General features: G+C 59.4%; 20 protein-coding genes and 1 tRNA gene. 17 read left to right on the top strand and 4 right to left on the bottom strand.

The window, feature by feature from the left end; all coding sequences use genetic code 11:
• Nucleotides 1–134: 134 nt before the first annotated feature.
• Nucleotides 135–1,298: an N-acetylglucosamine-6-phosphate deacetylase gene (gene nagA / locus ACZOF8_RS03235; protein WP_487426550.1), complete on the bottom strand. Its 1,164-nt coding sequence runs from the start codon at nucleotides 1,296–1,298 to the stop codon at nucleotides 135–137.
• Between the two features lie 109 nt (nucleotides 1,299–1,407).
• Between nagA and murQ the strand changes: the two genes are divergently transcribed.
• The 11 genes from murQ to ACZOF8_RS03180 all read left to right on the top strand — a co-directional run bounded on the left by murQ (nucleotide 1,408) and on the right by ACZOF8_RS03180 (nucleotide 10,598).
• Nucleotides 1,408–2,244: an N-acetylmuramic acid 6-phosphate etherase gene (murQ, locus tag ACZOF8_RS03230; protein ID WP_022487936.1), complete on the top strand. Its 837-nt coding sequence runs from the start codon at nucleotides 1,408–1,410 to the stop codon at nucleotides 2,242–2,244.
• Nucleotides 2,234–3,622, top strand: coding sequence for a PTS transporter subunit EIIC (locus tag ACZOF8_RS03225; protein WP_487426549.1), 1,389 nt, complete (start codon nucleotides 2,234–2,236; stop codon nucleotides 3,620–3,622). Before murQ ends, ACZOF8_RS03225 begins: the two co-directional genes overlap by 11 nt.
• 111 nt (nucleotides 3,623–3,733) lie before the next feature.
• Entirely contained in the window at nucleotides 3,734–4,795 is a 1,062-nt protein-coding gene (locus ACZOF8_RS03220; protein WP_303225512.1) for a MupG family TIM beta-alpha barrel fold protein, read from the top strand.
• Between the two features lie 38 nt (nucleotides 4,796–4,833).
• Complete coding sequence (ychF, locus tag ACZOF8_RS03215; RefSeq protein WP_022487939.1) at nucleotides 4,834–5,943, top strand: redox-regulated ATPase YchF; 1,110 nt, start codon at nucleotides 4,834–4,836, stop codon at nucleotides 5,941–5,943.
• Between the two features lie 24 nt (nucleotides 5,944–5,967).
• Nucleotides 5,968–6,738, top strand: a complete 771-nt coding sequence (locus ACZOF8_RS03210; protein ID WP_487426548.1) for a histidinol-phosphatase HisJ family protein — start codon at nucleotides 5,968–5,970, stop codon at nucleotides 6,736–6,738.
• Between the two features lie 115 nt (nucleotides 6,739–6,853).
• Nucleotides 6,854–7,465 (top strand): nicotinate-nucleotide adenylyltransferase, encoded by a 612-nt coding sequence (nadD, locus tag ACZOF8_RS03205; RefSeq protein ID WP_022487941.1) that lies wholly within the window; start codon nucleotides 6,854–6,856, stop codon nucleotides 7,463–7,465.
• A 36-nt stretch (nucleotides 7,466–7,501) separates the two neighbouring features.
• On the top strand, nucleotides 7,502–8,080 hold the full coding sequence (gene yqeK, locus ACZOF8_RS03200) for a bis(5'-nucleosyl)-tetraphosphatase (symmetrical) YqeK (RefSeq protein WP_022487942.1): 579 nt from the start codon (nucleotides 7,502–7,504) through the stop codon (nucleotides 8,078–8,080).
• A 17-nt stretch (nucleotides 8,081–8,097) separates the two neighbouring features.
• Entirely contained in the window at nucleotides 8,098–9,075 is a 978-nt protein-coding gene (locus ACZOF8_RS03195; RefSeq protein WP_022487943.1) for an LCP family protein, read from the top strand.
• A gap of 61 nt (nucleotides 9,076–9,136) precedes the next feature.
• Nucleotides 9,137–9,490 carry a ribosome silencing factor gene (gene rsfS, locus ACZOF8_RS03190; protein ID WP_012937544.1) on the top strand — a complete coding sequence of 118 codons (354 nt, stop codon included), beginning with the start codon at nucleotides 9,137–9,139 and terminating at the stop codon, nucleotides 9,488–9,490.
• A complete protein-coding gene (locus tag ACZOF8_RS03185) occupies nucleotides 9,487–10,380 on the top strand; it encodes a CvfB family protein (protein ID WP_329778216.1) in 894 nt (297 codons plus the stop codon). Before rsfS ends, ACZOF8_RS03185 begins: the two co-directional genes overlap by 4 nt.
• Before the next feature lie 142 nt (nucleotides 10,381–10,522).
• Nucleotides 10,523–10,598, top strand: a tRNA-Ala gene (locus ACZOF8_RS03180).
• Nucleotides 10,599–11,121: 523 nt separating this feature from the next.
• On the opposite strand, the gene ACZOF8_RS03175 is transcribed toward ACZOF8_RS03180, so the two are convergent.
• Nucleotides 11,122–12,198, bottom strand: a complete 1,077-nt coding sequence (locus tag ACZOF8_RS03175; protein WP_487426547.1) for an AbrB family transcriptional regulator — start codon at nucleotides 12,196–12,198, stop codon at nucleotides 11,122–11,124.
• 135 nt (nucleotides 12,199–12,333) lie between these two features.
• Here ACZOF8_RS03175 and ACZOF8_RS03170 point away from each other — a divergent pair, with 135 nt between their 5' ends.
• From ACZOF8_RS03170 to ACZOF8_RS03145, 6 genes are all read left to right on the top strand, one after another.
• Nucleotides 12,334–13,260, top strand: a complete 927-nt coding sequence (locus ACZOF8_RS03170) for a LysR family transcriptional regulator (protein ID WP_022487946.1) — start codon at nucleotides 12,334–12,336, stop codon at nucleotides 13,258–13,260.
• A gap of 24 nt (nucleotides 13,261–13,284) precedes the next feature.
• Nucleotides 13,285–14,691 carry a WG repeat-containing protein gene (locus ACZOF8_RS03165; RefSeq protein WP_487426546.1) on the top strand — a complete coding sequence of 469 codons (1,407 nt, stop codon included), beginning with the start codon at nucleotides 13,285–13,287 and terminating at the stop codon, nucleotides 14,689–14,691.
• 318 nt (nucleotides 14,692–15,009) lie between these two features.
• Nucleotides 15,010–16,275 (top strand): 3-isopropylmalate dehydratase large subunit, encoded by a 1,266-nt coding sequence (leuC, locus tag ACZOF8_RS03160; RefSeq protein ID WP_487426545.1) that lies wholly within the window; start codon nucleotides 15,010–15,012, stop codon nucleotides 16,273–16,275.
• The gene (locus ACZOF8_RS03155) at nucleotides 16,272–16,754 is read left to right on the top strand and encodes a 3-isopropylmalate dehydratase small subunit (protein ID WP_022487949.1); all 483 of its coding nucleotides are present in this window, start codon (nucleotides 16,272–16,274) and stop codon (nucleotides 16,752–16,754) included. The genes leuC and ACZOF8_RS03155 overlap by 4 nt, the downstream gene beginning before the upstream one ends.
• On the top strand, nucleotides 16,754–17,827 hold the full coding sequence (gene leuB, locus ACZOF8_RS03150; protein WP_329778219.1) for a 3-isopropylmalate dehydrogenase: 1,074 nt from the start codon (nucleotides 16,754–16,756) through the stop codon (nucleotides 17,825–17,827). Before ACZOF8_RS03155 ends, leuB begins: the two co-directional genes overlap by 1 nt.
• Nucleotides 17,828–17,939: 112 nt before the next feature.
• Nucleotides 17,940–18,509 carry a DNA-3-methyladenine glycosylase I gene (locus tag ACZOF8_RS03145; protein WP_487426544.1) on the top strand — a complete coding sequence of 190 codons (570 nt, stop codon included), beginning with the start codon at nucleotides 17,940–17,942 and terminating at the stop codon, nucleotides 18,507–18,509.
• A 25-nt stretch (nucleotides 18,510–18,534) separates the two neighbouring features.
• Here ACZOF8_RS03145 and ilvN read toward each other — a convergent pair whose 3' ends face one another.
• Nucleotides 18,535–19,038, bottom strand: coding sequence for an acetolactate synthase small subunit (ilvN, locus tag ACZOF8_RS03140; protein ID WP_022487952.1), 504 nt, complete (start codon nucleotides 19,036–19,038; stop codon nucleotides 18,535–18,537).
• The gene (gene ilvB, locus ACZOF8_RS03135; RefSeq protein ID WP_487426543.1) at nucleotides 19,035–20,732 is read right to left on the bottom strand and encodes a biosynthetic-type acetolactate synthase large subunit; all 1,698 of its coding nucleotides are present in this window, start codon (nucleotides 20,730–20,732) and stop codon (nucleotides 19,035–19,037) included. The genes ilvN and ilvB overlap by 4 nt, the downstream gene beginning before the upstream one ends.
• Nucleotides 20,733–20,736: the final 4 nt, after the last annotated feature.

The following is a 20,736-nucleotide window of genomic DNA, read 5'->3' as shown; positions in this document are numbered from 1 at the left end:
TATTGTGTATAACCGTAGGGGGCGCAGGCCCGGCGCCCCGCAAAATGCACAGATAATCGATGATTTGGCGGGCTGCCCGGCGTGCAGCCCCTACGGTACCGGTTTACCCGTTCAAAAATTTGCCTGGAAATTTTTCATTTGGCCCGTGACTGGTGACCCGCGGCCAGGGGTGCTGCGCAGAATGCGCAGCACCCCTTTACGTATGTCCGCAAAATCCGGAAATCTTCGTCAAACATGGTGATGTCCGCCCGTTTTCCTGGTTCCAGGGTGCCCCGGTCGGTGAGGCCCAGTTCCCGGGCCGGGTTGGCGGTGGCCAACTGGACGGCCTGGGGCAGGGTCAGGTGGGCCCATTTCCAGATGTTCCGGACTGCCTGTTCCATGGTCAGGATGCTGCCGGCCAGGGTGCCGTCTTCCAGGGTGGCCCGGCCGTCCTTTACGTACACGGTCTGGCCCCCCAGTTCGCTTTTCCCTTCTCCCAAGAGACAGGCCCGCATGGAATCAGTGATCAGCACTATCCGGCTGAGGCCCTTGGTCCGCACCGCCAGCTCCAGGGCCGCCGGGTGGATGTGGATCCCGTCGGCAATCAGTTCGCAGGTCACCGGCAGAGTCAGGGCTGCCCCCACCAGGCCGGGCTTACGGTGATGGAGGGGACTCATGGCATTGTACAGGTGGGTGATGTGGCTGGCCCCTGCAGATATGGCCCGGGCTGCCTCCTCATAGGTGGCGTCGCTGTGGCCCAGGGACACGATGATCCCCGCCCGGCAGCACCGGGGAATGAAATCCATGTCCGTAAGGGTCTCCGGAGCCAGGGTCAGGATCCGGATCAGACCGGTGAAGGGTTCCACCAGATCCCAGTGGGCTTTCTGGATGTGGCAGGCCTTCTGGGCTCCCTTATATCTTTCGCTGATGAAGGGTCCTTCCAGGTTGGCCCCCAGGATCTCCGCCCCGGTTGCCCTGCCCCGGGCTTCCCGGATGGCGGAAAGAGCCCGGGTGATGGCGTCTCCGCTGGACGTCATGGTGGTGGGCAGCCAGCCGGTGACCCCGGTGGATGGCAGCAGCCGGCTCATGGTTCCAAGGGCCTCCCGGGTGCCGTCCATGGCATCTTTTCCTCCGCAGCCGTGGATGTGGAGATTAAGGAACCCGGGGGATACGTAGGCTCCCTGGGCATCGATGATCTCCGTGCCGGCCGGCAGCCGGTCCGGCTCACAGAATCCCTCCAGGGTCTCCCCGAACAGGAGCGCCTGTCCCTCCCGGATTTCTTGTGGTAAAATAAGTCTGCCGTTGATGATTGCTTTCATGGTGGATCTCCTTTTTCTGCTGACCATGGGGAAGGGATCCTCTCCATGGGGTACCTATCGACAAAACACTCTTTATTATAGCATAGCAAAAGGCTGGAGGTTTTTTTCAATGATCGATCTGGACAAGCTTTCTACGGAACAGCGGAATCCCGCTTCCGTTGCCATTGACAAGGTATCCACCCAGGAACTGGTGGAAATCATCAACCGGGAGGACCACAAGGTGGCCGATGCAGTGGAAAAGATTCTGCCGGCCATTGCCCTGGCGGTGGACCTGGTGGCGGACCGGCTGGGCCGGGGCGGCCGGCTGTTCTACATGGGCAGCGGTACCTCCGGACGGCTGGGGATCCTGGATGCGGTGGAGTGCCCCCCTACCTACAGCACCGACCCGGAACAGATCCAGGGGCTCATCGCCGGAGGCTATGAAGCCATCTTCCGGGCCAAGGAAGGGGCGGAAGACAGCGAGGAACAGGGCCGGGACGATATCTGGAACAAGGAACTGACTCCCCTGGATGTGGTGATGGGCATCAGTGCCTCCGGCCGGACTCCCTATGTGCTGGGGGGCATGAAGGAAGCACGGGAACGGGGCTGCGCGGTACTGGGGCTCTGCTGCAGCCGTCAGTCCCCCATGGCCAAACTGGCGGATCTGTGCCTTACGGTGCTGCCGGGGCCGGAAGTGATCACCGGATCCACCCGGATGAAGGCGGGCACTGCCACCAAAATGGTGCTGAACATGATCACCACCGGAGCCATGGTGAAGCTGGGAAAGGTCCGGGGGAACCTGATGATCGACGTGAAGGCCACCAACGAAAAACTCCTGGAACGGGCCCTGCATATTGTCTGCACCGTCACCGGCTGTTCCCGGGAAGAAGCCCGGCTGAGCCTGGCCCGGAACCGGGGCAGTGCCCGGAAGGCCGTGGAGGAATGGGAGGCGGCCCATGGAAAATAAGGACCTGGCCCGGGCCATCCTGGACTTGGTGGGGCCCCGGGACAACGTGCTCCAGGCCAGCCACTGCATGACCCGGCTCCGGCTCCAGCTGGCGGACCGGGCAGTGGACCGGCAGGCCCTGGAAAAACTGCCGGGGGTCATGGGGATCAATGAGGCGGGACCGGAGCTCCAGATCATCCTGGGGCCGGGAAAGGCTGCCCAGGTCACCGATGCTTTCCAGGCTCTGCTCCAGGAAGCACCGGATCTTCCAGGGGAAAAGAAGGAAACGGAGCAGCCTGTTCTGGGAGATTTCACCGGAAAAGTGGGGGACGGAAAAGAACTCCATGAGGCCATCCGGGCCCGGAACGCCACCCCCGGGAAATTGTTTCTGAAACGGATCGCCGGGATCTTTGTGCCTCTCATCCCCGGGTTCATCGGCTGCGGTCTTTTGACCGGGATCCTGAACATCGTCCGTCGGCTGGATCCCCAGCTGGCCGGCCATGCTTTTTTCCAGATCCTGGGACTGGCCGGGAATGCCGTGTTCTGGGCCATGAACCTGTTCGTGGGCTGGAACGCCGCCAAAGAGTTCGGCGGGTCTCCGGTGCTGGGCGGAGTCCTGGGGGCTCTCATCAGCCATCCGGGCCTTGCCGGGATCACCCTGTACGGCCAGGCCCTCATCCCCGGCCGGGGAGGCGTGGTGGCGGTGCTGCTGGCAGCGGCCCTGGGAGCCCTGCTGGAAAAACGGATCCGCAAACTGGTGCCGGAAGCCCTGGACCTGTTCCTGACTCCCTTCCTGGTACTGGGGATTATGGCTTTTGCCACCCTGTTTGTGTTCCAGCCTTTGGGAGACTGGGCGGCGGAAGGCATCGGCTATGCCGCCACGGAAGCGGTGAGCCGGGGCGGAGCCTTTACCGGCTTTGTGCTGGGGGGCCTGTTCCTGCCCCTGGTGATGCTGGGAGTCCATCAGGGACTGACCCCCATCCATGCCCAGTTGATCGCCCAGTACGGGTACACCATCCTGCTGCCCATCCTGGCCATGGCCGGCGGGGGACAGGTGGGGGCCGCCCTGGCGGTCTATGCAAAGACCCGGGATCCCCGGATCCGGAAAGTGGTGGCCTCCGCTCTGCCGGTGGGGTTCCTGGGGGTGGGGGAACCGCTGATCTACGGGGTGACCCTGCCTCTGGGACGGCCCTTCATCGGGGCCTGCATCGGAGGCGCCTGCGGAGGCGCCGTCCAGGCGGCCTTCCAGGTGGGTGCGGCGGCCCTGGGGATTTCCGGTCTTCCTCTGGCTCCCAGCACCACCAACGTGCCCGTGTACCTGCTGGGGCTCCTGGTTTCCTACGCAGCCGGTTTCGCGGCCACCTGGGTGCTGGGGTTTGAAGATAAGAGTGCAGAGTGAAGAGTGAAGAGTGCAGAGTGCAGAGTGCAGAGAAAAAACACTTAACCACCTAATCACTTACCCACTTACCCACTTAACCACTGAATGATTCCCTCAAGGAGGCGTTCTAGTATGACGAAATTGGCAAAAGGAATCTCCCTGTACCCCGGCCTAGGACGGCCTTTGGAAGACTGTCTCCGGCGGCTGGAAGAGGCTGCGGCACTGGGGATCACCCGTCTGTTCCTTTCCTTCCACATCCCGGAAACAGATCCGGAGGCCTTTGACCGGGAAGTGGCACCGCTTTTGGCCCGGGCCCGGGAACTGTCCATGGAAACCGTAGGGGATCTGGTGCCCGGGCGCCCGGTACCGGAAACGCTGACTTCCCTGCGGCTGGATGACGGATACACTCCGGAAGCCATGAAGGCCCTCCAGGACCGGTATCCGGACCGGAAACTGGTGCTCAATGCTTCTGCGGTGGGAGAAGACCTGCTGGAAGCACTGGAACGCCAGGGGGTGGACCTGTCCCGGATGGAAGCGCTCCACAATTTTTATCCCCATCCCCACACCGGCCTTTCCGAAGGCTACCTGCGCCGGCAGAATGACCTGTTCCACCGGCTGGGCATTCCGGTAGGGGCCTTTGTGGCCAGCCGGAAGGGACGGCGGGGACCCCTTCGGGAAGGGCTCCCCACCCTGGAACAGGACCGGCACCGGACCGTATCCCAGGGAGCCCGGCAGCTGGCGGCCCTGGGCCTGGACGCTGTATACATTGGGGACGACGGTCCGGACCGGCAGGAACTGGAAGATCTGGCCCGGGTATCCGGTGAGGTGCTGGAACTGACCCTCCAGGTGTGGGAGGACAGGCCCCTGTACCCGGTACTGGCACACCATGTGTATGAAACCCGTCCGGACGAGGCGGAAGAAGTGATCCGCACGGTAAACAGCCGGGCCCTGTGGAAAGGGGTGGAAATTCCCAAACTGCCTTTCCGCCGCTGCCATGCCGGGGATGTGACACTGGACAATCCTCTTTACGGCCGGTATGCCGGGGAACTGGAGATCTGTCTCACGGAACTGCCGGCGGACCGGCGGGTGGATGTGCTGGGAAGGATCCCGGAAGAGGAACGGTTCCTGCTGAAATACCTGCCCGGAGGGAAAAAGTTCCGGTTCCGGGTGGTGAAGATGGACACCGGAATATGATATAATAAACAATAGTCTGCATGAAGGAGAGATACAATATGAGTTCTACCAATCTGGAAATGGGAATCGTGGGCCTGCCCAACGTGGGCAAAAGCACCCTGTTCAACGCCATCACCAAGGCAGGGGCCGAAGCGGCCAACTATCCTTTCTGTACCATAGAGCCCAACGTGGGCGTGGTGGACGTGCCTGATGCCCGGCTGAAAGTGCTGGCGGACATGTTCCATTCCAAAAAGATCGTACCGGCGGGGATGAAGTTCGTGGACATTGCCGGCCTGGTGAAAGGGGCTTCCAAAGGGGAAGGCCTGGGGAACAAGTTCCTGTCCCACATCCGTCAGACCGATGCCATCGCCGAAGTGGTCCGGTGCTTTGAAGACGGGAACATCACCCATGTGGAAGGGTCCATCGATCCGGTCCGGGACGTGGAAATCATCAACACGGAACTGTGCCTGGCGGATCTGGAAAGCGTGGAAAAGCAGCTGGTGAAGGCCCAGAAGCTGATCAAGGCCGGGGACAAGAAGGCTGCCGCCCGGGCTGACCTGCTCCAGCGGATCTCCGATGCCCTGGGAGAAGGAATCCCGGTGCGCCGGGTGGAAATGACCGACGATGAAAAAGCCGGCCTGAAGGAACTGGATCTCCTGACCTCCAAACCCATCCTCTATGTGGCCAATGTGGCGGAAGAAGAAGCGGCGGACTGGTCCGGGAATCCCTATGTGAAGGCCCTGGAAGACTATGCCGCCAAAGAAAACGCCCAGGTGATCGTGATCTCCGCCAAAGTGGAAGAAGAGATTGCCGAACTGCCGGAAGACGAAGCCAAGGAATACCTGGAAATGGAAGGCCTTTCCGAAGCCGGCCTGGACCGTCTCATCAAAGCCGGGTTCAAGCTGCTGGGGCTCCAGACCTTCCTTACCGCCGGGGAAATGGAATCCCGGGCCTGGACCATCGTCCAGGGTTCCACCGCGCCTCAGGCAGCCGGGAAGATCCATACGGACTTTGAAAAAGGCTTCATCCGGGCGGAAATCGTCTCTTATGACGACCTGGTGAAGTGCGGCTCCAAACAGGCGGCCAAGGAAAAGGGCCTGGTGCGTCTGGAAGGCAAGGACTACATCATGCAGGACGGGGATGTAGTGGAATTCCGCTTCAACGTGTAAAAACAGGAAAAGAGGTGCGTGCCCATGCTGTTTGATACCCATACCCATGCAGATTATTCCTGCGATGCGGAACAGACCATCCAGGATGCTGCAGCAGCGGCCAGGGCTCAGGGAATCGGGATCATCCTGACGGAACACTGGGACCGGTACTATCCCACCAATCCGGAGATGTTCCTGTTCGACATCGACGACTATTTCAAAAAGGACGGGCCTTACCGCAGCAGCCAGGTGCTCCTGGGCATCGAGGTGGGGCTCCAGCCCCGGGCCATCGAGGAAGACCGGAAAATGGTCCAGGCCCATCCCTTTGACGAAGTGGTGGGGTCCATGCACTGTTTCGACGGGCTGGACATGTACGAACCCACCACCTATGAAGGGCTTACCAAGGACCAGGCGGTGCGCCGGTATCTGGAAGATTCCGTCCGGTACCTGGAAAGGAAGCCGGATTTCGATTCCTACGGGCACATCGACTATATCTGCCGGTATATGCCCTATCCGGATCCCAATCTGTATTATGAAGACCATCCGGACCTGTGGGACCGGGTGTTCCGGCTGCTGATCGCAGAGGACAAGGCCCTGGAGATCAACACCCGGCGGCTGGGGGATGACAGCGTGATCCCGCCCCTCCTGAAGCTGTACAAACGGTTCCGGGAACTGGGGGGGAGATACGCCACCCTGGGCAGCGACGCCCATTACAAGGAACATGTGGGCCGGGATTTCGCCAAGGGGAAACAGATGGCCGAAGAAGCGGGCCTGACCCTGGTGTACTACAAAGAACGGAAGCGGATCCGCTGCTGACAAATGGGCCTTTGGGGCCCATTTTCCATACATTTGTCACGGCTATATTCTTGTTTTCGTTTCTTTTCCCTGTTATAATACTCTGGTATCACCATCACAAAGGAGAGTGGAGAACATGGGCCGTCAGCGCCTGGGCATCCTGGGCGGGACCTTCGATCCCATCCACAACGGACATCTGATGATCGCCCGTGCCATGCTGGACAAACTGGGACTGGACAGGATCCTGTTCATCCCGGACTACATTCCGCCCCACAAACGGGGCTGGCACTGTTCTCCCTCTGCAGACCGGCTGGCCATGACCATCCTGGGGGCAGGGGAAAATCCCCGGTACACGGTTTCCTCCATGGAACTGGACCGGGGCGGCGTATCCTACACCTGCGATACCCTCCGGAAGCTCCACCGGAAATGGCACCGGTTCTACGATCTGTACTTCATCATCGGGGCCGATTCGGCAGAACAGCTGCCCACCTGGCACCATATCCGGGAGGCCATGACCTATGCCACCTTTGCGGCGGCGGCCCGGCCCGGCTTTGCTCCCCAGAAGGAGAAAGTCAGCGAGGATCTGGCCCGGCAGGGACTGAAGAATCTGGTCTGGGTGGATACACCGGAACTGGACATTTCTTCCACAGCGATCCGGGAACGGATCCGGAAAGGCGAACCGGTGGATACCATGATCCCCAAGGCAGTAGCGGAATACATCGAACAGAGAGACCTCTACCGTCAGTAGGGGCTTCTCTGTTTTTTTCTTGGGAGGGGAAAACCTATGGAATTGAACGAAATGAAAGAACGGCTGGAAAAAGAACTGCCGGCCAAACGCTTCCATCATACCCTGGCCGTCAGCCAGACGGCCGTTGAACTGGCCCGGCTGTACGGAGTGGACGAAGAGAAAGCCGCCATTGCCGGCCTGCTCCATGACAGCGGGCGGCAGGTCCCCAAAAAGGATTTCATTGCCAGGGCGGCGGAACTGGGCATTGAACTGGATGAAGTGGAAAAGAACCAGCCCATCCTGATCCATGCCAAACTGGGGGTCTATTACGCCCAACATGAATTCGGGGTCACGGATCCGGACATCCTGTCCAGCATCCGGTACCACACCACCGGGGCAGCCCATATGAGTCCTCTGGCCATGGTGATCTACCTGGCGGACCTGGTGGAGCCCAACCGGGATTTCCCCGGGGTGGACACCATGCGGGAAGAAGTGAAGAAAGGCCTGGAAAACGGTATGCGGAAGGCCTATGCACATACCATGGAATATCTCCTGGACCAGGAGATGCTGATCCATCCCGACTGTCTGGCCGGGTACAATGAACTTGTCCTGAAAGAGAAAAAGAATCAGAAATAACAGGAGCAGAACAAAAGATGACAGACCAAAAGAAAACAGGGAACCGGCGGTACAAGAAACGGCTGCGGAAAGGACGGGCCTTCTTTTCCCTGGTGATGATCCTTTTCCTCATGGCCAGCTGCTTTGCGGCAGGCATGCGGATCTACAACCGTTTCTTCCGGCCCCGGGCTCAGGTGGCCGAAACCCAGAAGGATACCCTGACTACGGAAGGGTTCTCCAACCGGATCAATGTGCTGCTCCTGGGGACGGACGATGGGGACAGCGAAGACTTTGACAAGGACGTGCCCAAACGGACGGACGCCATGCTGTTGGTGAGCTTCGACCCGGAAAACAGCCAGGTTTCCGTCCTGAGTCTGCCCCGGGATACCCGGGTGACCATCCCCGGACGGCGGGGCCATGACAAGATCAACGCGGCCTACGCCTACGGGGGCGTGAATCTGGCCAAACGGACTGTGGCCAATCTGCTCCAGGTGCCGGTGAACCACTACATGCAGGTGGACTGGCAGGGCTTCATCAAAGTGGTGGATATGCTGGGCGGGGTGGACCTGGATGTGGAACAGGACATGGATTACGAAGACCCCTACGCAGACCTGAAGATCCACCTGAAGAAGGGAAAACAGCATCTGAACGGGGAAAAAGCCGGGGAATACGTCCGGTTCCGTCATGACGAAATGGGGGACATCGGCCGGGTGGAACGGCAGCAGAAATTCATGAAAGCCCTGGCCAAACAGGCCTTCACCGTGGGGAACATGGTGAAGCTGCCCGTGATCATCGGCACGGCGTCAGAGTATGTGAAAACGGACATGACCTTCATCCAGCTGGTGAAGGCGGCCAACTGCCTGCGGATCTTCGGCGAAGGGGGCGTGAAGAGCGCCAGCCTGAAGGGGGATTTCGGGGACATCGGCGGCGTCAGCTACTGGGTCACCACTCCCTCCAAGATTGCTGCCACCCTGGACGAACTGAAGATCCCCCACCGGCGGATCCCCAGCATCTGAGTGCACAAACGTTCTGTGAAACGAGAAATATGAGTTTTTATGAGAAAGGAAGGATGATACTATGACCGGAAAAGAACTGGCCAACAAAATTGCAGCGGCGGCTGCGGACAAAAAAGCACGGGATATCCTGTTGCTGAACATGGAGGGACTGTCTTCCGTAACCGACTACTTCATGATCTGCTCGGCTCCCAGCACCACCCAGGTGCGGGCTATTGCCGACGGTATCGAAGACAAACTGGCCCAGGAAGGGAAGCTGCCGGCCCACAAGGAAGGGTACAGCGAAGGCAACTGGGTGCTCCTGGATTACGGCGACTGTGTGGCCCATGTGTTCCAGGAATCCCAGCGGAATTTCTACAACCTGGAACAGCTGTGGGCGGATGCTCCCAGCGAAAGCTATACGGAGACAGAAGCATGAGAAAGGAACGTGGACCGGTAACCGTCAAGACTGTGGGCCGGTACCGGGTGGGGGACGTGTGCGAGATGACCGTGGCCCGGCTGGGGGAAGTGGGCGCTTTCCTGGACGCCGGCACCGGCAACACCTCCGATGACATCCTGCTCCACCAGCATCAGCAGACCAGCCCGGTGAAAGTGGGAGACAAAGTAAAGGTCTACCTGTACCTGGATGCCAAGGGCCGGATGACCGCCAGTATGAAGCTGCCCAAGATGCGGGAAGGACAGCTGGGGTATGTGAAGGTCCTGTCCGTCACCCGGCAGGGGGGCTTTGTGGACATCGGCGCGGAACGGGGGGTATTCCTGCCCTACAGCGAAATGCGGGGCCATGTGTCTCCGGGACAGCTGGTATGGGTGAAGCTCTACCGGGATAAAAGCGGCCGGCAGGCCGTGACCATGCGGGTGGAAGAGGATATGGTCCGGGCTTCCGTACCGGCTAAAGATGTGAAGGTGGGAGATGAACTTACCGGCACCGTCTACAACATCCTGCCGGAAGGTTTCTTCCTGCTGACCACCCAGCGGTATCTGGCCTTCATCCACCGGAGCGAAGTGCCTGGCGGACGGCTGGACTTCGGTCAGAAGGTCACCGGACGGGTCACTTTCGTCCGGGAAGACGGCCGGGTGGACATGTCCCTCCGGGAAGTGAAGGAAAAAGCCATGGTCACCGACAGCGAACGGATCCTGGCCCTCCTGGAAAAACGCCAGGGCACCATGCCCTACAGCGATGCCACCCCGCCGGAAATCATCAAAGACGCCTTCGGCATTTCCAAAGCCGCTTTCAAACGGGCCCTGGGGCGCCTGATGAAGGAAGGGAAGATCACCCAGGAAAACGGGTGGACCAGTCTGGTGAAGTAAGGGAAGCTGCGCTTTCCGTCAATGGTCAATTGTCAATGGCCGAAGGAAGCCTGCTGGCACAGGCTTTGAACGGTTTTTTTCAAAACCATGAAAAAAGTTGTTGACAGGAACCCCTTTTGGGGGTATACTTAAGGAGTCGTTTGGGGGCATAGCTCAGCTGGGAGAGCGCTTGCATGGCATGCAAGAGGTCAGGAGTTCGATCCTCCTTGTCTCCACCAAATGAAAAACCAATACCCTTGCGGTTGTGAAGCCGCAAGGGTATTTTTTGTATCTGGGGCCGTTGAACGTTGACAGCTGAACGTTGAGGAGCTGTTGCTCATGCAACAGCCCTTTTTTATTCCGTTTTACTTCATCGAAGGCGGTATAAAAATTCTCTCTGGTTCTCCATGCTCCTGGCTACCCAGATGGTGACCGTGGCCATAGCGCTGTTGATCAACTGGCAGTGAAAAAGGGGGAATATTGCACGTGAAAAATATGTATGCAATATCCCCGTCAATGGTCAATCGTCAATGGCCGAATGATAAAATTTGCAGGCAAATTTTTGGATGTGTAAATCGGTACCATAGGGGCTGCACGCCGGGCTGCCCGCCAAATCATCGATTATCTGTGCATTTTGCGGGGCACCGGGCCTGCGCCCCCTACGGTTATACACAATAAGAAGAACCTGGCCGAAGGACAGGTTCTATCCAGTGGGCCGCGACTCACGACTCGCGGCCCGCGACCTCAAAAAGGGGCTGCTGCTTATGCAGCAGCCCCTTTTTTTCCGCTGTCCGGCTTGAAGAACCTCCGGATCACAAAGGGCACTCCCATGGCCAGCATGAGCACCCGGACCAGCTGGTAGGTAAGGATCACAGCTACATCCTGGTGCATTTCCAGGCCGGTAAGGCACATTTCCGCAATGCCTCCGGGGGCCAGGGCCAGAAAGGCGGTAAGGGTGGAAAAACCGTAGAGCCGGGACATGAACAGGGACAGGGCGGCGCTGGAAGCCACCATCAAAAGGGAACCCAGGAGTACGTTGGGAATCAGTTCCCGGGTCTTCAGCAGTTTTTCCCGGTCCATCATGGTGCCGATGTACAGGCCGATGTGGAGCTGGGCAAAAGCCATGGCGGGAGCCGGGACCCGGGGCACACTGCCCTGCCACAGAGCAAAGAGGGAAGTGATCAGAATGGGTCCCAGCAGCTGCCCTGTGGGCATATGGGTCTTTTGGGCCAGGAACCGGCCCAGGAACACCAGGGGGACCACCAGCAGCCAGCCCGGATGGAACAGGCTCCGGAAATCACCCAGGGTGGTGACCCACAGACTGGCGCCGGCGGCCCGGGTGATCTGGCCTCCGAACAGGTTGATGGCCAGGAAGGGCACGCTGACTTCCACCACGAACAGCCTCAGGCACTGGGAGACTACCACCACGTTTTCGTCTGCTTCCTCATAATCGTCCATGAGCACGGTCATGGCTGTCAGTCCTCCCGGCAGGCAGCCCATAATGGAACTGAGCAGGTTGGCGAAGGTGTGCCGGTGCATGTGGATGGCCACGGCCACGGAAACGCCCAGGGTGAACAGGCTGGCACCCAGGATCCCCAGGGTTTCCTGGCTCATTTTAAGGAAGGTGTCCGGGGTGCAGTTGCTGCCGATGCCGTAGCCGGCTACCCCCAGCATCAGCCCCCGCCAGGCCCGGGGCCATTGGAAGGAATTATCCAGAAAAGTGCGTACAACAAAACCGGTGATGATGCCTCCCAGCAAATAGGGAATGGGGATGGCCAGCTGCCGGAGCAGGAAGCCCAGCAGGGCGGATGCCAGTAAGGCGGGAAAACGTTGTTTCATGGAAAGATCTCCTTTGGAAGCCGGAGCGCCTGTCCGGCAGGATACTTTTATTATAGACAATGGGTTCCATACTGTAAAATCTTAATAGTATAATAGGGATATAGCAAAAATGATATAACAAAAGGAGGGACTGCCATGTTCCATGAAAAATACCTGCGGGATTTCCTGAAAGTCTGCGAAAACGGCAACATTACCGCTGCCGCCGCCCAGCTGGGCCTGTCCCAGCCTGCTCTCAGCCGGATCGTGAAAACGGTGGAAAAGGAAGCAGGGATGCCTCTCCTGGTCCGGGAAGCCAGCGGAGTCTACCTGACACAGGCGGGAGAAATCTATGCCCGGATGGCCCAGGCCATGGTGGAAAACTACCAGAACGGTCTCCGGGAGATCCATGACCTGCGGGATTCCCAAAGCGGCCAGATCCGTCTGGGGCTGTCCCGGATCTCCAGTGAGACCCTGCTGCCGGTGATCCTGGAGCAGTTCCGCACCCTGTATCCCCAGGTGGAACTCCGTTTGACGGAAACCCTGATCCGACAGCTGAATCCTCTCCTCCGGCAGGGAAAACTGGACCTGGCCCTGACCTATTTCCCTGACGATCCGGAGTTGGAATACACCCGGCTGCTGACGGATACGGTGTATCTGGAGGCCCCTCCCGGCTTCAGCCGGCAGTTTTCCTGGACCCCGGGTACCGGCCATGTGATGGAGGATGTGGGGCGGCTCCGGAATCAGCCCTTTATCCTGCTGAAACCGGGGCGGGGGCTCCGGTACAAGGCGGATCAGTTCTTCCGGGAGGGGAAGATCCAGCCCCGGATCATCCTGGAAACGGACAGCGTGGAACTGGCTCACCGGCTGGCCCTGGCCAACCATGGGTTCGCCCTGATCCCCCGGCTGGCTTTTCCCACCCTGGCCCGGACGGATCAGTCGGTGTTCTTCCAGGTGAAAGACCATCCGCTGGACCGGACCCTGTACCTGGCCCGGCGGAAGGGGGCCTACATGACCCGGGCCATGGAAGCCCTCTGCGGCCTGATCCGGACCAGTGTAACAGGATCCCGTTCTATGGTACAATAAGGCAAGTGAACGGAGGTGTTTTCTATGAACGGAAAACAGATGGCTCTGCTGGTTGGACTTTCTCTGGCTTTGGGGCAGACGGCTTTTGCCGCCGACCATGTGGCCGTGGTGGAGAAAGACGGAAAGCAGGGCGTGATCGACCAGGCAGGGAAGGAAATCCTGCCCCTGGTCTATAAAAAAATCGCAGTGGGGGATCCGAAAGAGGATCCGGTGATCCTGGTCCAGCTGAAGGGAAAATACGGCCTTTATGACCGGGAGGGAAAGCAGCTGCTGGCCCCCACCCTGAAGAAGATCACCGATATCAATGAAGGGATCATCGGCGGCGTGGCGGAAAAGAAGTGGAATTTCTACACCCTCCAGGGAGCCAGGCTTCCCGGGGAATGGGAAGAGGCCCGGGCCTTCCAGGAAGGGCTGGCCCCGGTGAAAACCCAGGGCAAATGGGGCTTTGCGGACAAAACCGGGAAACTGGTGATCCCCGCCCAGTACAAGGAAGTCCGCAGCTTCAGCGAAGGGCTGGCCGCGGTGAAAAAAGACAGCCAGTGGTTCTATATCCGGAAGGACGGGAGCCTGCTGCCCAGCATGAGCGTGAAAAAGGCCGGGGACTTCCACCAGGGGGTGGCCGTGGTGGACGGAGGCTGGCTCATGGACACCCAGGGAAAGAAATACGCCAAACTGAAGCCCTATGCCTTCGTAGGGGACTTTCAGGACAATGGATTGGCGGAAGTGGGGGTCCGCCGGGCCAGCCACAGCTTCCTGGATTACATCTCCATCGGCTGGGGCTGGGGAGACGGCTGGGGCTGGGGCGGTCCCTACTGGGGCGTGGGCCCGGGCTGGGGTCCCTATTGGGGAGATTACGGTTACCACCATCATCACCATCATCACGGCTGGGGCGGCAGCATCGGCATCTCTCCGGGAGCAGTGATGCCCTCCAGTATGTACCGGGGCTATGTGAACAAACAAGGCCAGGAAGTGATTTCTCCCACCTACAGTTTTGTGTCCCCCTTCTACGGGAAACTGGCCCTCATCCGGGACGAGGGCCACTGGGGCATGGTGGATGCCAAAGGCCAGGTGGTGATCCCGGCAGCCTACGATGCCCTGCTGCCCTTCAGTGAGGGACTGGCCGCCTTCCAGTCGGACAAAAAGTGGGGGTTCATCGACGAGACCAACAAAGTGGTGATCCCCAACCGGTTCGACAGTGTCCAGAACTTCTTCCAGGACCGGACCACAGCAGTGGAAAAGGAAAAAGGCGGGATCATCGACAAAACCGGGAATCCGGTGGCCCCTTTCCGGTCCGAGCTCCGGGAACTGGGGCCTCTGACAGCGGACCGGGCGGCCTACAAGGACGCCCAAAAGAAAAAATGGGGCTATGTGGATGAAAATGCAAAGGTCGTAATTTCCCCGCAATATGACAAGGCTGGAATTTTCGACTGATTTTTTTAAATCGGATACAAAAAACTATTGACAGAAACAGAGTGCAGTGGCATAATGTAAACCATACCATTTCAAACAAACACAGGTAATGAACGGGAGCGGAATCGCAGAAACTTCCAGAGAGCCGGCGGCTGGTGTGAGCCGGTAAGCTTCGAGGATTCCTCTCACCCGGGAGCCGCAGGGGGGAAAGTCCAGTAGTCCCTGCCGTCCACAGTGCGTTAAACTGAATGAGACCCAACATAGGGTGGTACCGCGTCCATTCGCCCCTATCTGCTTTGCAGCAGGTAGGGGCTTTTTGTGCAAGAGAGGGGAATACGTATGGGAATGACAAGAACACAGAAAATCCTGGCCCGGCATGCCGGCCGTCCGGAGGTGGAAGAAGGGGAACTGCTGGTTTCCCAGGTTGACCTGACCCTGGCCAACGACATTACCGGGCCTCCGGCCATTGACGAATTCGACAAAATCGGCCGTCCGGTATTCAACAAGGACAAGATCGCATTGGTGCCGGACCATTTCTCTCCTCCCAAGGACATCAAATCCGCCACTTTGTGCAAGCATATGCGGGATTTTGCCCGGAAGCATAACATCACCAATTATTTCGAAGTGGGCCGGATGGGCATCGAACACGCCCTGGTGCCGGACAGCGGGCTGGTGGCTCCCGGGGAACTGGTGATCGGGGCTGACTCCCACACCTGCACCTACGGGGCTGTCAACGCCTTCTCCACCGGGGTGGGCCAGACGGACCTGGGGGCAGCCATGGCCAGCGGCCAGACCTGGTTCAAGGTCCCCAAGGCCATCAAAGTGGTGCTCACCGGCAAAAAGACGGACTACATTTCCGGCAAGGACGTGATCCTGACCCTGATCGGGATGATCGGGGTGGACGGTGCCCTGTACCAGTCCCTGGAATTCTTCGGAGAAGGAGTAGGGGAACTGGCCATGGCGGACCGGTTCACCATCTGCAACATGGCCATTGAAGCCGGGGCCAAAAACGGCATCTTCCCGGTGGATGACAAGACCCGGGCATACCTGAAGGAACGGGGAGTCACCCGGGAATGGGAACCGGTGGAAGCAGATGAGGATGCGGTCTACGACCGGACCATCACCATCGAACTGGACAAGCTGGTGCCGGTGGTGGCCTATCCCCATCTGCCGGAAAACACCCATCCGGCGGCGGAAGGCAAAGACCTGGCCATCGACCAGGTGGTGATCGGGTCCTGCACCAACGGACGGTACGAGGATCTGGCTTCTGCGGCCCGGATCCTGAAGGGGCGGAAAGTGGATCCCCGGGTCCGGTGCATCATCATCCCGGCTACCCAGGAAATCTACAAACGGGCCATGGACAACGGGCTGCTGGATATCTTCATCGAAGCCGGTGCAGCGGTTTCCACTCCCACCTGCGGACCCTGCCTGGGCGGCTACATGGGCATCCTGGCTGCCGGGGAACGGTGCGTTTCCACCACCAACCGGAATTTCCGGGGCCGCATGGGCCATGTGGACAGCGAAGTCTACCTGGCCAGCCCGCTGACGGCTGCTGCCAGCGCCGTTACCGGTCACATCACTGATCCCAGGGAGGTACTGAAATGAGTAAAGTATGGCGTTACGGAGACCATGTGGACACGGATGTAATCATCCCCGCCCGCTACCTGAACATCTCCGATTTCAAGGAACTGAGTGAACATGCCATGGAAGACATCGACACCACCTTTGCCCCCAATGTAAAACCCGGGGACATTATGGTGGCCGGCCGGAACTTCGGCTGCGGGTCTTCCCGGGAACACGCCCCCATTGTGATCCAGCAGAAAGGGGTCGCCTGCATCATTGCGGAAAGCTTTGCCCGGATCTTCTACCGGAATGCCATCAACATCGGCCTGCCGGTGCTGGAAATCGGGGAAGAAGCCAAAAAGATCCAGGCCGGAGACCAGGTGGAAGTGGATTTTGACAAGGGAGAAATCCATGTGGTGAACAAGAACCTGACCATCAAGACCCATCCCCTGCCAGCCTTTGTCCGGAAAATCGCCGAAGCCGGCGGTCTCATCAATTATGTGAAAGGAGTCCATGCCTGATGAAAGTCACTGTATTGGCCGGGGACGGCATCGGCCCTGAAATCACCGATGCGGCTCTGGAAGTCCTGAAGAAAACGGCGGAAGTGTTCGGCCTGGACATTTCCTACGATCATAAGCTTATGGGGGGCTGTGCCTATGACCAGTTCGGCACTCCCCTGCCGGAAGAAACCATCGCCAGCGCCAAGGCTGCTGACGGGGTCCTGCTGGGGGCCGTAGGGGGTCCCAAATGGGATCATATCGAAGACGTGACCAAACGGCCGGAGAAGGGTCTTTTGGGCATCCGGAAGGCCCTGGGACTCTACTGCAACCTGCGTCCGGTCCAGGTGCGGCCCTACATGGCCCATCTGTCTCCCCTGAAGACGGAACGGGCGGAAGGGGCCGATCTGGTCATCGTCCGGGAGCTCACCGGGGGCATCTATTTCGGGGAACACCGGGAAGCTGCCCTGGTGGACGGGGTGGAAACCGCCTCTGACGTGGAAAAATACACCCGTCCGGAAGTGGAACGGATCGCCGTGAAAGCCTTCGAGGCAGCCCGGCTGCGCCGGGGCAAGGTGACCAGCGTGGACAAGGCCAATGTGCTGGGGGCCTCCCGGATGTGGCGGAAAATCGTGGAAGAAATCCATGAGGCCAAGTATCCTGATGTGGAACTGAACCATTTTTATGTGGACAACTGCGCCATGCAGCTGGTGCTGAACCCGAAACAGTTCGACGTGATCCTTACCAATAACATTTTCGGGGATATCCTCAGCGACGAAGCCTCCACCATTGCCGGCAGCATCGGGCTCCTGCCTTCTGCCAGCCTGGGGGACGGCACCGGGCTCTATGAACCCATCCACGGCAGCGCCCCGGACATTGCCGGAAAGGACATTGCCAATCCCTTGGGGACCATCCTGTCTGCTGCCATGCTGCTGCGCTATTCCCTTCATCAGGAAGAAGCCGCCCGGGCCATCGAAAAGGCCGTGGACGAGGTGATGAAAGCTGGCTACCGGACTCCGGACCTGGCCGGAGAAGGACTTACCACCGTAGGCACGAAGAAAATGGGCCAACTGGTGGCGGAAGCGGTGAGAAAATAAGGGGTCTGCTGCCTGGGCAACAGACCGTCAGCGGTCAGCTGTCAAGGGTCAGCGGCCGAAGGAAAAAAGCTGCCTGGAAAGGCAGCTTTTTCTGATGAAGGAGATGAAAATTATGACCCAATGGGCGGACGGGAAAATACGGTGTTTCTGGGCCAATCCCAACAATCCCTTGTATATCCGGTACCATGATGAGGAATGGGGCCGGCCGGTCCATGAAGACCGGAAACTGTTCGAAATGCTGCTTTGGGAAACCTTTCAGGCCGGCCTTTCCTGGGAGTGCGTACTGAACAAGCGGGAAGGGTTCCGGCAGGCCTTTGACGGCTTCGACCCGGAAATCATTGCCCGTTATACGGAAGCAAAAACAGAAGCCCTCCGGCAAAATCCCGCCATTATCCGGAACCGGCTGAAGATCCGGGCCGCCGTGACCAATGCTCAGGTGTTCCTGACCATCCAAAAGGAATGGGGGACCTTCGACCGGTACCTGTGGCACTGGACGGAAGGAAAGACCATCCGGGAAACGGGCCTTGCCCATTCCCCTCTGTCCGATGCCCTGTCCAAAGACCTGAAGAAGCGGGGTATGAAATTCGTGGGCACCACGGTGGTCTACTCCCTCCTCCAGGCCGTAGGAGTCATCTGGAGCCATGAGAAGGGGTGCTGGCTGGAGCAGCAAAAGGGGGTGTGAAAAAATTCACACCCCCTTTTTTCATTTACATCTTCTTCACCGGCACCAGCCCCCGTCCCAGGGAAATCTGCCCGGTCCGGGCGATTTCTATGATCTGGTAGTCTTCCAGGACTTCCAGCAGGGCGTCGATGTGGTCTTCCCGGCCGGTGAGCCGGAGCACCAGGGACTTTTTCTGCACGTCCACCACTTTGGCATGGAACAGGTCCGCCAGGTTGGTCAGTTCTTCCCGCACCTGGGGGGTGGGGGCGCTGACCTTGATCATGGCCAGTTCGTAGCTCACAAAGGGAGCGTCGTCCAGGTTCACCACCTTGATCACATCGATAAGCTTGGCCAGCTGTTTGATGGCCTGGTCCAGCTCGTACCGGTCCTCTACGGACACCACGATGTTGATCCGGGTCACGTCCCGTTCTTCCGTATAGCCGGCGTTGATGAACTCGATGTTGATGGCCCGGCGGCTGATCAGTCCGGCTACATGGGTCAGGACCCCGGGCTTGTTGTCGGCCAGGATGGCCAGATGCTGTCGGATCATGATTGTTCGCCTCCTGTTACCATTTCATCCAGTTTCTTTCCACCGGGGACCATGGGGTAGACATTTTCGTCCGGCGGGATGGTCACTTCCAGAAGGGCCGGGCCGTCCTGGGAAAAAAGTCTGTCCAGGGCTTCCGGCAGCTGGTCCTCTCTTTCCACTGTCCAGGCCGGTACCCCCATGGAGCGGGCGATTCCGGCAATGGACGGATTGGCGGTCAGGTCGGATTCGGCAAAATGGCCCTGGTAGAACATCCCCTGCCACTGATGGACCATGCCCAGGGTGTTGTTCCGCAGGACCACAGTCTTTACGGCAATGCCGTATTTGTGGAGGGTGGCAAATTCCTGGCAGTTCATCATGATGCTGCCATCCCCGGTAATCAGCACCACCGGGCTGTCCGGGGCTCCCAGTTTGGCGCCCAGGGCGGCGGGCAGACCGTAGCCCATGGTCCCCAGGCCTCCGGAAGTGATGAAGTGGTGGGGCTGGGAAACCGGGTAGAACTGGGCGGCCCACATCTGGTGCTGGCCCACATCGGTGGCGGCAATGGAATCGGGACCGGCCTTTTGGGCCAGCTGTTCCAGCACCACCTGGGGAGAAAGCCCTCTGTCAGAGGAAGGACGGGTCCCGGAAGGATGGCCGGCCTTCATTTCCTGGAGCTCCTGGCGCCAGGTGACGGTCTGGACCGCCGGAATGGGGGCGGCTTCCAGTTTCTTCCAGAAGGCGGGCAGGGACCAGCGGAGATCCCCGTTCACACTGAGATCCGCGTGGACGATCTTGTTGATCTCCACCTGATCGATGTCGAAATGGACGATCCGGGCTTTGGGAGCGAAGTTGGCCACGGAGCCGGTGACCCGGTCGTCGAACCGGGCTCCCACCGTGAGCAGCAGGTCACACTGGGTGATGGCCATGTTGGCGGTCCAGGTGCCGTGCATGCCGGCCATGCCCAGGTTTTCTTCCCAGGCGTCGGGGATGGCTCCTTTGCCCATAAGGGTGTATACCACCGGCAGCTGGGCGGCCTGGACGATCTGCCGGAGGGTGTCCGCAGTGTCGGACAGGACCACTCCGCCGCCCACCATCAAAAGGGGACGGTGAGCCTTACGGAGAGCCTCCAGGGCCCGGTCCACTTCTTCTTCCCGGCCTTCCTGGAGGGGCTGATACCCCCGGAGGGAGACGGTTTCCGGATATTCGTAGTCAAAGGCCGTGTCGAACACATCCTTGGCCACGTCCACCAGCACCGGTCCCGGCCGGCCGCTCCGGGCGATGTAGAAGGCTTCCTTCAGCACCCGGGGCAGGTCCTGAACCTTTTTCACCAGGTAGTTGTGCTTGGTGATGGGGGTGGTGATGCCGGAGATGTCCGCTTCCTGGAAGGAATCCCGGCCGATGAGATGGGTGGCCACCTGGCCGCTGATCACCACCAGAGGGATGGAATCCATATTGGCGGTGGCAATGCCGGTGACCATGTTGCAGACTCCGGGACCGCTGGTGGCAAAGCAGACACCCACTTTCCCGGTGGCCCGGGCATAGCCGTCCGCTGCATGGACGGCCCCCTGTTCATGGCCGGTGAGGATATGGGGGAATTTCATCCGGTACAGAGCATCATACAGGCTCAGTACGGCCCCTCCAGGATAGCCGAAGACAACCTGGACCTGTTCTTTTCGCAAACTTTCGATGACGGCTTCTGCACCGGTGATTTTCATGGTT

This window comes from Acidaminococcus sp. (assembly GCF_057597765.1).
Note: the sequence above shows the minus strand (reverse complement) of the source record. Positions and strands in the feature narration are given on the sequence as shown.

Excerpts from the sequence above, each read along its gene's own strand:
- nagA (WP_487426550.1), bottom strand. The coding sequence starts at position 1,298 with ATGAAAGCAATCATCAACGGCAGACTTATTTTACCACAAGAAATCCGG.
- murQ (WP_022487936.1), top strand. The coding sequence starts at position 1,408 with ATGATCGATCTGGACAAGCTTTCTACGGAACAGCGGAATCCCGCTTCC.
- ACZOF8_RS03225 (WP_487426549.1), top strand. The coding sequence starts at position 2,234 with ATGGAAAATAAGGACCTGGCCCGGGCCATCCTGGACTTGGTGGGGCCC.
- ACZOF8_RS03220 (WP_303225512.1), top strand. The coding sequence starts at position 3,734 with ATGACGAAATTGGCAAAAGGAATCTCCCTGTACCCCGGCCTAGGACGG.
- ychF (WP_022487939.1), top strand. The coding sequence starts at position 4,834 with ATGAGTTCTACCAATCTGGAAATGGGAATCGTGGGCCTGCCCAACGTG.
- ACZOF8_RS03210 (WP_487426548.1), top strand. The coding sequence starts at position 5,968 with ATGCTGTTTGATACCCATACCCATGCAGATTATTCCTGCGATGCGGAA.
- nadD (WP_022487941.1), top strand. The coding sequence starts at position 6,854 with ATGGGCCGTCAGCGCCTGGGCATCCTGGGCGGGACCTTCGATCCCATC.
- yqeK (WP_022487942.1), top strand. The coding sequence starts at position 7,502 with ATGGAATTGAACGAAATGAAAGAACGGCTGGAAAAAGAACTGCCGGCC.
- ACZOF8_RS03195 (WP_022487943.1), top strand. The coding sequence starts at position 8,098 with ATGACAGACCAAAAGAAAACAGGGAACCGGCGGTACAAGAAACGGCTG.
- rsfS (WP_012937544.1), top strand. The coding sequence starts at position 9,137 with ATGACCGGAAAAGAACTGGCCAACAAAATTGCAGCGGCGGCTGCGGAC.
- ACZOF8_RS03185 (WP_329778216.1), top strand. The coding sequence starts at position 9,487 with ATGAGAAAGGAACGTGGACCGGTAACCGTCAAGACTGTGGGCCGGTAC.
- ACZOF8_RS03175 (WP_487426547.1), bottom strand. The coding sequence starts at position 12,198 with ATGAAACAACGTTTTCCCGCCTTACTGGCATCCGCCCTGCTGGGCTTC.
- ACZOF8_RS03170 (WP_022487946.1), top strand. The coding sequence starts at position 12,334 with ATGTTCCATGAAAAATACCTGCGGGATTTCCTGAAAGTCTGCGAAAAC.
- ACZOF8_RS03165 (WP_487426546.1), top strand. The coding sequence starts at position 13,285 with ATGAACGGAAAACAGATGGCTCTGCTGGTTGGACTTTCTCTGGCTTTG.
- leuC (WP_487426545.1), top strand. The coding sequence starts at position 15,010 with ATGGGAATGACAAGAACACAGAAAATCCTGGCCCGGCATGCCGGCCGT.
- ACZOF8_RS03155 (WP_022487949.1), top strand. The coding sequence starts at position 16,272 with ATGAGTAAAGTATGGCGTTACGGAGACCATGTGGACACGGATGTAATC.
- leuB (WP_329778219.1), top strand. The coding sequence starts at position 16,754 with ATGAAAGTCACTGTATTGGCCGGGGACGGCATCGGCCCTGAAATCACC.
- ACZOF8_RS03145 (WP_487426544.1), top strand. The coding sequence starts at position 17,940 with ATGACCCAATGGGCGGACGGGAAAATACGGTGTTTCTGGGCCAATCCC.
- ilvN (WP_022487952.1), bottom strand. The coding sequence starts at position 19,038 with ATGATCCGACAGCATCTGGCCATCCTGGCCGACAACAAGCCCGGGGTC.
- ilvB (WP_487426543.1), bottom strand. The coding sequence starts at position 20,732 with ATGAAAATCACCGGTGCAGAAGCCGTCATCGAAAGTTTGCGAAAAGAA.